The 7,913-nt window shown below is 71.3% G+C and carries 8 protein-coding genes and 1 tRNA gene; 2 read left to right on the top strand and 7 right to left on the bottom strand.

The features are described from left to right. Nucleotides 1-515, top strand: a 515-nt coding sequence (locus tag AB0G02_RS23335) for a response regulator transcription factor (protein WP_360797586.1), incomplete at its 5' end; no start/stop codon positions are given. A 53-nt stretch (nucleotides 516-568) separates the two neighbouring features. Next, entirely contained in the window at nucleotides 569-2,203 is a 1,635-nt protein-coding gene (locus AB0G02_RS23330; protein WP_360797585.1) for a DUF885 domain-containing protein, read from the top strand. A gap of 166 nt (nucleotides 2,204-2,369) precedes the next feature. Here AB0G02_RS23330 and AB0G02_RS23325 read toward each other — a convergent pair. The 7 genes from AB0G02_RS23325 to AB0G02_RS23295 form a co-directional block, all read right to left on the bottom strand. Further along, a tRNA-Leu gene (locus tag AB0G02_RS23325) sits at nucleotides 2,370-2,443 on the bottom strand. A gap of 87 nt (nucleotides 2,444-2,530) precedes the next feature. Next, nucleotides 2,531-3,601, bottom strand: a complete 1,071-nt coding sequence (locus AB0G02_RS23320) for a SagB family peptide dehydrogenase (protein WP_360797584.1) — start codon at nucleotides 3,599-3,601, stop codon at nucleotides 2,531-2,533. After that, nucleotides 3,582-4,700, bottom strand: a complete 1,119-nt coding sequence (locus AB0G02_RS23315) for a hypothetical protein (protein ID WP_360797583.1) — start codon at nucleotides 4,698-4,700, stop codon at nucleotides 3,582-3,584. Before AB0G02_RS23315 ends, AB0G02_RS23320 begins: the two co-directional genes overlap by 20 nt. Nucleotides 4,701-4,702: 2 nt before the next feature. After that, complete coding sequence (locus AB0G02_RS23310) at nucleotides 4,703-4,825, bottom strand: hypothetical protein (protein ID WP_267935188.1); 123 nt, start codon at nucleotides 4,823-4,825, stop codon at nucleotides 4,703-4,705. 195 nt (nucleotides 4,826-5,020) lie between these two features. Next, the gene (locus tag AB0G02_RS23305; RefSeq protein WP_360797582.1) at nucleotides 5,021-6,346 is read right to left on the bottom strand and encodes an NAD(P)/FAD-dependent oxidoreductase; all 1,326 of its coding nucleotides are present in this window, start codon (nucleotides 6,344-6,346) and stop codon (nucleotides 5,021-5,023) included. Nucleotides 6,347-6,516: 170 nt separating this feature from the next. Continuing rightward, entirely contained in the window at nucleotides 6,517-7,026 is a 510-nt protein-coding gene (locus AB0G02_RS23300) for a hypothetical protein (RefSeq protein WP_360797581.1), read from the bottom strand. 133 nt (nucleotides 7,027-7,159) lie between these two features. Next, a partial coding sequence (locus tag AB0G02_RS23295; RefSeq protein ID WP_360797580.1) for a DUF58 domain-containing protein occupies nucleotides 7,160-7,913 on the bottom strand: 754 nt, incomplete at its 5' end.

Genomic DNA, 7,913 nt, shown 5'->3' with positions numbered 1-7,913 from the left:
GCCCGGACGTGGCGGTGGTCGACGTGCGGCTGCCGCCGACGTTCACCGACGAGGGTCTGCGGGCCGCGATCGAGGCCCGCAAGCGGGTGCCGGGGCTGCCGATCCTGGTGCTCTCGCAGTACGTGGAGCAGCTGTACGCGCGGGAGCTGCTCTCCGACCGCGCCGGCGGCGTCGGGTACCTGCTCAAGGACCGGGTGTCGGACGTGAAGCAGTTCGTGGACGCCATTCGCCGGGTCGCCGCGGGCGGCACCGCGATGGATCCCGAGGTCATCACCCAACTGCTCGCGCGCGGCGCGCGGGACCAGCCGCTGACCACGTTGACGCCGCGCGAGCGGGAAGTGCTGTCGCTGATGGCGGAGGGCCGTTCCAACGGCGCGATCGCCGGTCGGCTGTTCGTCACCGAGAAAGCCGTCGGCAAACACATCGCGAACATCTTCGGCAAGTTGGACCTGCCGTTGTCCGAGGACGACAACCGGCGGGTGCGCGCGGTGCTGGCCTATTTGGACCGGGTGTAAATCGTTTCTTAGCCTAAGTACCATCTTGGTTCCACGACGACCAGGGGGTGCGCATGGGCACGACCGCGGAGTTGGCCGACGAACTGCTCGACCTGATGTTCACGCAGGCGCCGTTGGGCGCGACCGTCTACGGCGTGCCGGGGTACGACCACCTGCTGCCCGATTACCGGGCGGAGACCGAGGAGGCCGCGCGGGCGCGGGCGCTGGACATCGCCGACCGGGCGCGCGCGCTGCCCGAGGACGACGACCCGGTGACGCGTGCGGTGGTGATCCAGCAGGCCCAGACGGTCGTCGACCTGATCGACGCGCTGGGCGTCGAGTACACGATCACCGACTCGTTCTTCGCGCCGGCGGGCGAGCTGCTGTCGATCATGCCGACGACCGTGCTGTCCGGGCCGGAGTCCGAGCGGGCCTACCTGGACCGGCTGGCCGCGATCCCCGACTTCCTGCGCCGCGTCGCGGAGCGGCACCTCGCGGGCTCGGCGGCGGGCCGCGCGCCGGTGCAGCACCTCGTCGACGCGGCCGTGGCGCACCTGGACCGCTACCTGGCCGCCGAGGAGGACCCGCTGGCCCGGCCGGCCGGCGGCGAGGAGTTCACGACCCGGCGGGAGCGCCTGCTGGCCGACGTGGTGCGGCCCGCGTTCGCCGCCTACCGGGACGTGGTGGCGGGCATCCAGGGCCGCTCGGAGGACCGCGCGGGCCTGAGCCACCTGCCCGGCGGCGATGTCGCGTACGCGGCGCTGGCGCGGGTGCAGACGACGACCGGCCGCACGCCCGAGGAGCTGCACCGGACCGGCCTGGACGTGATGGCCGGGCTGGCCCACGAGTACGCCGAGCTGGGCGCGCGGGTGTTCGGCACCTCCGACGTCCCCGAGGTCCTGGAGCGGATGCGCACCGACCCGGCGCTGCGCTGGACCAGCGAGGACGAGCTGATCACCGCCGCGCGCGAGGCCGTGACCAGGGCCGAGCAGGCCGCGCCGCGGTGGTTCGGCCGGGTACCCGAGCAGCGCTGCCGGGTGGAGCCGGTGCCCGCGTCCGACGCGCCCGGTGCGCCGATCGCCTACTACTCGCCGCCCTCGGCGGACGGGCTGCGGCACGGCACCTACTACGCGAACACCTACCGGGTGCAGGAGCGGTTCCGCTACCAGGCCGAGGCCATCGCGTTCCACGAGGCCGTGCCGGGCCACCACTTCCAGATCGCGCTGGCGCAGCAGCTCACCGAGCTGCCGATGCTGCGGCGGGTCGCGCACGTGACCGCCTACCTGGAGGGCTGGGGCCTCTACACCGAGCGGCTGGCCGACGAGATGGGCCTGTACTCCGACGACGTGGCGCGGCTCGGGATGCTCGCGATGGACTCCATGCGCGCCGGGCGGCTCGTGGTGGACACCGGGCTGCACGCGCACGGGTGGAGCCGCACGCAGGCCGTCGACTACCTGCTGGCGAACACGCCGCTGGCGCTCGTGGAGATCGAGAACGAGGTCGACCGCTACATCGCCGCACCCGGTCAGGCCCTGGCCTACATGGTCGGCCGGTTGGAGATCCTGCGGATCCGGTCGGCGGCCGAGGGGGCGCTGGGCGAGCGCTTCGACATCCGCGACTTCCACGACGTGCTGCTGGGCGGTGGTCCGCTGCCGCTGGCCGTGCTGGACGAGGTCGTCTCGGAATGGGTCCGCACGCGCGCGGCCTGAACCGCCCCGGTCATCCGGTCGGGCTCGCGATCGACCGGTCCGCTGTGCCGTTCGTGGTGCACCGGATCGGAGTTCGTGAGCCCGATCGGGTGACGTGATACCGACTGGCACGGGCACAGCGTCGTGTTCACCCGGCAGATGGGTGAAGTCAATGCGGCGCCGAACGTGCCCCCGACGGGATTCGAACCCGTACTGTGACTCTTTTAAGGAGCCTGCCTCTACCGGTTGGGCTACGGGGGCAGCGGGGAGCCTAAGCCGTTACCGAGCGTTCGTGGGGCCGGTTCACAAGAAGTCCCCCGCACGGCTCAATGCGATCCGCTATTGCGCTCATTCGGGTAATGGACCCAAGGCGCTCATGCCAAGTACGACTTCGTGATAAGCGTCACAGCCGAGAGCTTGTTCGACGAGCTGATCCCGCAATGCTGCGGTGAAGCCGATACCAAAACCCATTGCCGTAGCAACCAGATAAGCAGTTTGGGACAGATGTCCCACATCCATTTGCACAACGCGGTAGGCACGTGACGTGTCGTAACGCCATCTGGTCCGTTCGAGCACGCCGGTGTACGCGAGGACCAACGGCGCCTGGCCGACCCAGTCCTGATCACCCGCGGCGGCCGCCATCTCGTCCGGGGTCCACGTCACCCCGACGGGCTCCAGCGCGTGCGCGCGGCCGTCGTAGTGGTACCAGCCCGGCTCCAGCGCCTCGACCGAGCGCACGTGCGCGTACAGCTCGACCGGGTGACGCCCGCCGCCGGACGGGCTGGTCTTGAACACCGTGCCGGACCTCCCGATCCGCGGCCGCGCGGGCGACGGGCCGGCCAGCACGGCCAGCAGCTCGGCCACCCGCGTCAACGACAGCGACCCCGGGCCGAACTCGCGGGTGGTGCGGCGGGTCAGCAGCACGTCGAGCAGCCCCGCCCCGGCCCACCGCGGGCTGCCCTGGAGGGACGGCAGCAGCACCGCCGTGCGGCCGAGGCTGCGGAACGGCGCCGGGGGCGGTTCGGCGGTCAGCTTGGCGTCCAGCACCGCGTCGTGGTCCTCGGTGGGCTGGTACGGCGCGTCCGCGAGGGTGCGGCTGGCGAAGTGGAAGTGCCGCGCCGACGTGCCCCACTCGCGCCACCCGGCCAGCAGGCGGCGTTCCTCGTCGTGCCCGGGGGAGCCCTCCACGATCAGCACACCGGCCTCGACCAGCTCGTCGAGCACCTTGCGCAGCGCCGCCCGGTCCGCCTCGGCCAAGGGCGCGAGCAGCACGTCGACGTCGGTGAACTCGGTGAACTTGCGGCACAGCAGCTCGGCGGTCTCGCTGATCGCGAACTGCCGGTGGTGGAGGTAGTCGTCCCACACCACGGCGCCGTCCTGGTAGAACAGCGTCGCGTGCTCAGCGACCTTTACCCGCACCCAGCAGCTCCTTGAAGCGCGCCGCCACCCAGTCGTGCACCGCGTCGGACACGCGCGAGTCCGCGGCCCGGTGCTCGAACCACCGCCAGTCGCAGTTGACGTTGACCTCCAGGAACACGTGGTCGTTGCCGGTGACCAGCAGGTCGAACGCGGCCACCTGGAGCCGCCAGTGCCTCGCCAGCGCGAGCAGCCGGTCGGTCAGGCCGCTCGGGACGTCCACCGGCGTGACGCGGACCGCCTCGGGGTCCACCCACAGCTGCGCCGGGTCGAGCTTGTCGACCTGGAACGCCAGGCACCGCTCACCGACCACGAACACCCGCAGCTCGGTGTCGGAGGGGACGTACTCCTGCACGATGACCGGCGCGGACTCGGGGACGTCGCCGGAGCGGCTGGTCTCCAGCGGGCGCGGGAACAGGCCGTGCTGCATGCCGGGGCGCGGTTCGAGCAGGTGGCGGCCCGAGGTCTTGACGATGCACCGACCGCCGCCGGGCCGGGTGCGGCCGGGTCGGGTGGTCACCGTGGTGCGCGGCACGCGCAGCCCGAACGCGGCGGCGTCCGCGAGCTGGGTCAGCCGGTTGAGGTGGGAGGTGCTGCGGCTCGGGTTGACGTGCGTCCAGTCGCCCCGGCTGGACAGCCAGTCGGCGACCGCGCCCCACTGGTCCACGGCGTACGCGCCGGCCAGCGTGCCGGGTTCGACGGGCAGCGCGGACATCTCGAAGTGCCTGCGCCACACCAGCAGGGGGCGCAGCAGCCAGCGGTCGAGCTCCAGCAGGGGTTGGTCGGTGTAGACGGTGAGCGGCAGGTCGGCCGAGCGGTCGGCGTCGATGCGGGCCATCCGGATGCCGCGCTCGGCCAGGGCGATGGAGAGCTCGTTCATCTCCATGTCGGCGGCGCGGGCGAGGACCAGCACACAGGGCACGGGGCTGCCGTCGCCCTCGTCGACCATGCCGAGCCGGTGCACCTGCTCCTGGAAGTCCAGGCACTTCGGGTGCGACCGGAAGAGGTAGTCCTGGCCCTGGAGCAGCAGCGGGGGCGTTTTGGCCGGTCTGACGGCCTCGGGTGGGGGAACGGTCTCGTTCCCCCACCCGGAGACGGTCATGCTCAGTCGTCTTTCTTGCTGCAAAAACGCTTTTCGGCGGTGGCGTACTCCGCGGAGTACTCCGCCAGCGCACGATCCTCGATCTCACCGCGGCGAAGCTGTGCGGCCAGCTCCTCGAGAGACATCGCGGTCACCTCTCTCCCCACTGATGCATCACACATTCAGGCGATACACCAGCTGTATTCTCGGGTTCACGTTACGCAATGTCAAGGCGACGGACGGTTCGTTAGCCCGAACGGGGGCGCACACGGGAGGGCTGGACCGAACGGCCCCACGCGTGCCGCAACCGAACGGCGCAGCGTGCGCGGAGCCGTCCGCGATCAGCTCTTGGTGGCGCGGTCGAACTCGGCCTTCGGCTCGTGGATCTGACCGAGGGCGACGACCTCGCGGCCCGAGAACAGCGCCTGCGTCCAGTCCACGAACACCCGGAACTTGCGGTTGACCGTGGGCATGAACATGACGTGGTAGCTGCGGTGCATGAACCAGGCGACGACGCCCTTGAACCGCAGGCCGAACACGTCGGCCACGCCCTTGTAGAGGCCGAGGCCCGCGACCGAGCCCAGGTACTTGTGGAAGTAGTCCTTGGGCTGCTTGCCGCGCAGGGAGGCGACGATGTTGTTCGCCAGCAGCTTCGACTGGCGGATGGCGTGCTGCGCGTTGGGCACGCAGGTCGCCGTCGGGTCCTCCTCGGTGCGCGACAGGTCCGGCACGGCCGAGCAGTCGCCCGCCGCCCAGACGCCCGGCAGGCCGACGACCTGCATGGCCGCCGTGCACCGCACGCGACCGCGCTCGTCGAGCGGCAGGTCGGTGTTGCGCAGCATCGGGTTGGCCTTCATGCCCGCGGTCCAGATGATGGTGTCCGAGTCGAACTCGGTGCCGTCGTCCAGGACGACGTGGCCGCCCTCCATGCTCTTGACGCGCGTGTCGAGGTAGCACTTGATGCCGCGCTTCTCGAGCTGCTCGACGGTGTAGACGCCGAGCCGCGCGCTCACCTCGGGCATGATCCGGCCGGTGGCCTCGACCAGCACCCAGTGCATGTCCGACTGCTCGAGGCCCTCGTAGTAGCGCAGCGCGTAGCGGGCCATGTCCTCCAGCTCCGCCAGCGTCTCGATGCCCGCGAACCCGCCGCCGATGACCACGAAGCTCAGCAGCCGCCTGCGCAGGTCCGGGTCGTTCGTGCTGGCCGCCTGGTCGAGCCGCGACAGCACGTGGTTGCGCAGGTAGATGGCCTCGCCGATGGTCTTCATGCCGATGCCGACCTCGGGCAGGCCGGGGATGGGCAGGGTCCGCGAGATCGCGCCCAGCGCCGAGACGAGCACGTCGTACTCGAACTCCTCGACGTGGCCGTCCGCGAGCTCGACCGTGACGGCCTTGCGCTCGTGCTCGATCCGGGTCGCGCGACCGGTGACGACGTGGCAGCGCTTGAGGACCTTGCGCAGGGGCACGACGACGTGCCGGGGCTCGATGGAACCGGCCGCCGCCTCGGGGAGGAACGGCTGGTAGGTCATGTGCGGCTGGGGGTCGATCACCGTGACGGACGCCTCGCCGGAACGCAGCTTCTTCTGCAATCCCAGCGCGGTGTACATGCCGACGTACCCACCGCCGACAATCACGATCCGTGTGGGTTGCGACTTCACAGCAGCCATACACATATGGTCGCACCGGGTGGGGCTTTCCTGCGCATCGACGAGGCCCGTTGTGACCACGGTCGCCGGGTGATTGCGGACACCCCGCCGCTGACCTGCGCGTGGAGGTGAACGTGCTGAGAGGAACGATCCAGACGCTCAGCGCGAGCTGAGCCGGAGGGGGTCGTTCCTCAGCTCTTCCGGCGCATCAGCAGGACCACTCCGACGACCAGTCCGACGGCGCAGGCGAGGCCGACCACCTCGACCGCTTCGTCCGTTCGGCCGCCCGGCAACAGGAGCACCGCGGCACCCACGACGAGCACGCAGAGTTGCATTGCGACGAACCTCTTGGCGGGTGCCTTTAGTGCGTTCAGGTGAAGTCGGGAGTCGAGCGGGAGGATTGCCGCATAGGCGGACAAAAGGTGCAACAAGTGCAGGAGCACGACCAGGGCGAACACGCTGGGCCACGACGGCTCGTCGCTGACGACCACGATCGCCGCCGCCGGGTAGCCGATGACCAGCGCGGCCGCGGCGGACGCCGGGATGGCCATCGCCGCCACCACCAGCAGCCCGTACAGGGCGAGCCCGACCGGTTCCACCCCGTTGGCCGCGAGCACCCCGGTCACCGCGGCCGCCACGACCCCGATCGCGGCCCGCAACACCCACCCGGGCAGCCCCGCCCCCAGCTCCACCCTCACCACGCCCCCTCCCCAACGCTCAACTCAGGCGTCTTGAACGCAGGACACGCGCGTTCCGAACGTAGGACTCTCGCGAGAGTCCTACGTCCACGTCGCGAGAGTCCTACGTCCAGGACCCCTGAGTTCAACGCTCGTGTCACCGGGACAGCCTCCTGCCGGTGCGGGCGCCCCTCAGCGCGCCGGCGATCGGCGCACCCCACGGCAGCACCGCCACGCCGTGCTGCCGCATCGCCTCCAGCCGCACGTGGTGCTCCAACGCGATGACCTTCGCCGCGCTGTCGCCCCACGGCGTGTCCGGGTCGGCCCGCAACGGCGTCGGCAGCACGTCCACCGCCAGCACCAGGTTGCCGCGCCGCGCGGCGTGCACGGCCAGCTCCACCACCTCGGCGTCCAGGAACGGCGACAGCACGACCACCAGCGCGCCGTGCGGCACCTGCTCGGGCCGCAGCACGGGCCGCTGCGCCCACCCCGCCGACCGCGCGCACACCACGAGCTGGTTGCGCAGCCGCAGCAGCTGCCGCCGCCCCACGCCCGCCCGCGCGCCGAGCTGCGGCCGGCCCAGGTCGACCAGGCCCACCCGGTCGCCCTGCCGCAGGTACCCCGCCGCGAGCGACGCCGCCGCCCGCACCGCCAGGTCGAGGCTGCCGCCGGGCCGGACCGTCGTGCCGCGCGACGCCAGCGACCACTCCCCCAGCGACCAGCCGACCGAGTGACTTCCCGCCGCACGCCCCGGCGACGCCCACTCGCCCAGGTCCGCGACGACGTCCTGCCGCGTGTCCAACGCCAGCACCACGTCCGCGTCCGCCTCCGCGTGGTGCTCGCGGACGTGCAGGTTCGTGCCCTCGGCGGACCCGGCCATGGCGCTGCTGCGCAACGACACCCGCCAGTCG

The sequence above is a fragment of the Actinosynnema sp. NPDC023658 genome, from assembly GCF_040639995.1.
Classification (GTDB): domain Bacteria; phylum Actinomycetota; class Actinomycetes; order Mycobacteriales; family Pseudonocardiaceae; genus Actinosynnema.
The sequence above is the reverse complement of the archived record's forward strand: the minus strand, read 5'-3'. Positions and strand labels throughout refer to the sequence as shown.

Bases quoted from the DNA above. Each gene is read 5' to 3' on its own strand.
- AB0G02_RS23315 (WP_360797583.1), bottom strand. From the start codon at position 4,700: ATGACCGTCTCCGGGTGGGGGAACGAGACCGTTCCCCCACCCGAGGCC.
- AB0G02_RS23305 (WP_360797582.1), bottom strand. From the start codon at position 6,346: ATGGCTGCTGTGAAGTCGCAACCCACACGGATCGTGATTGTCGGCGGT.
- AB0G02_RS23330 (WP_360797585.1), top strand. From the start codon at position 569: ATGGGCACGACCGCGGAGTTGGCCGACGAACTGCTCGACCTGATGTTC.
- AB0G02_RS23310 (WP_267935188.1), bottom strand. From the start codon at position 4,825: ATGTCTCTCGAGGAGCTGGCCGCACAGCTTCGCCGCGGTGAGATCGAG.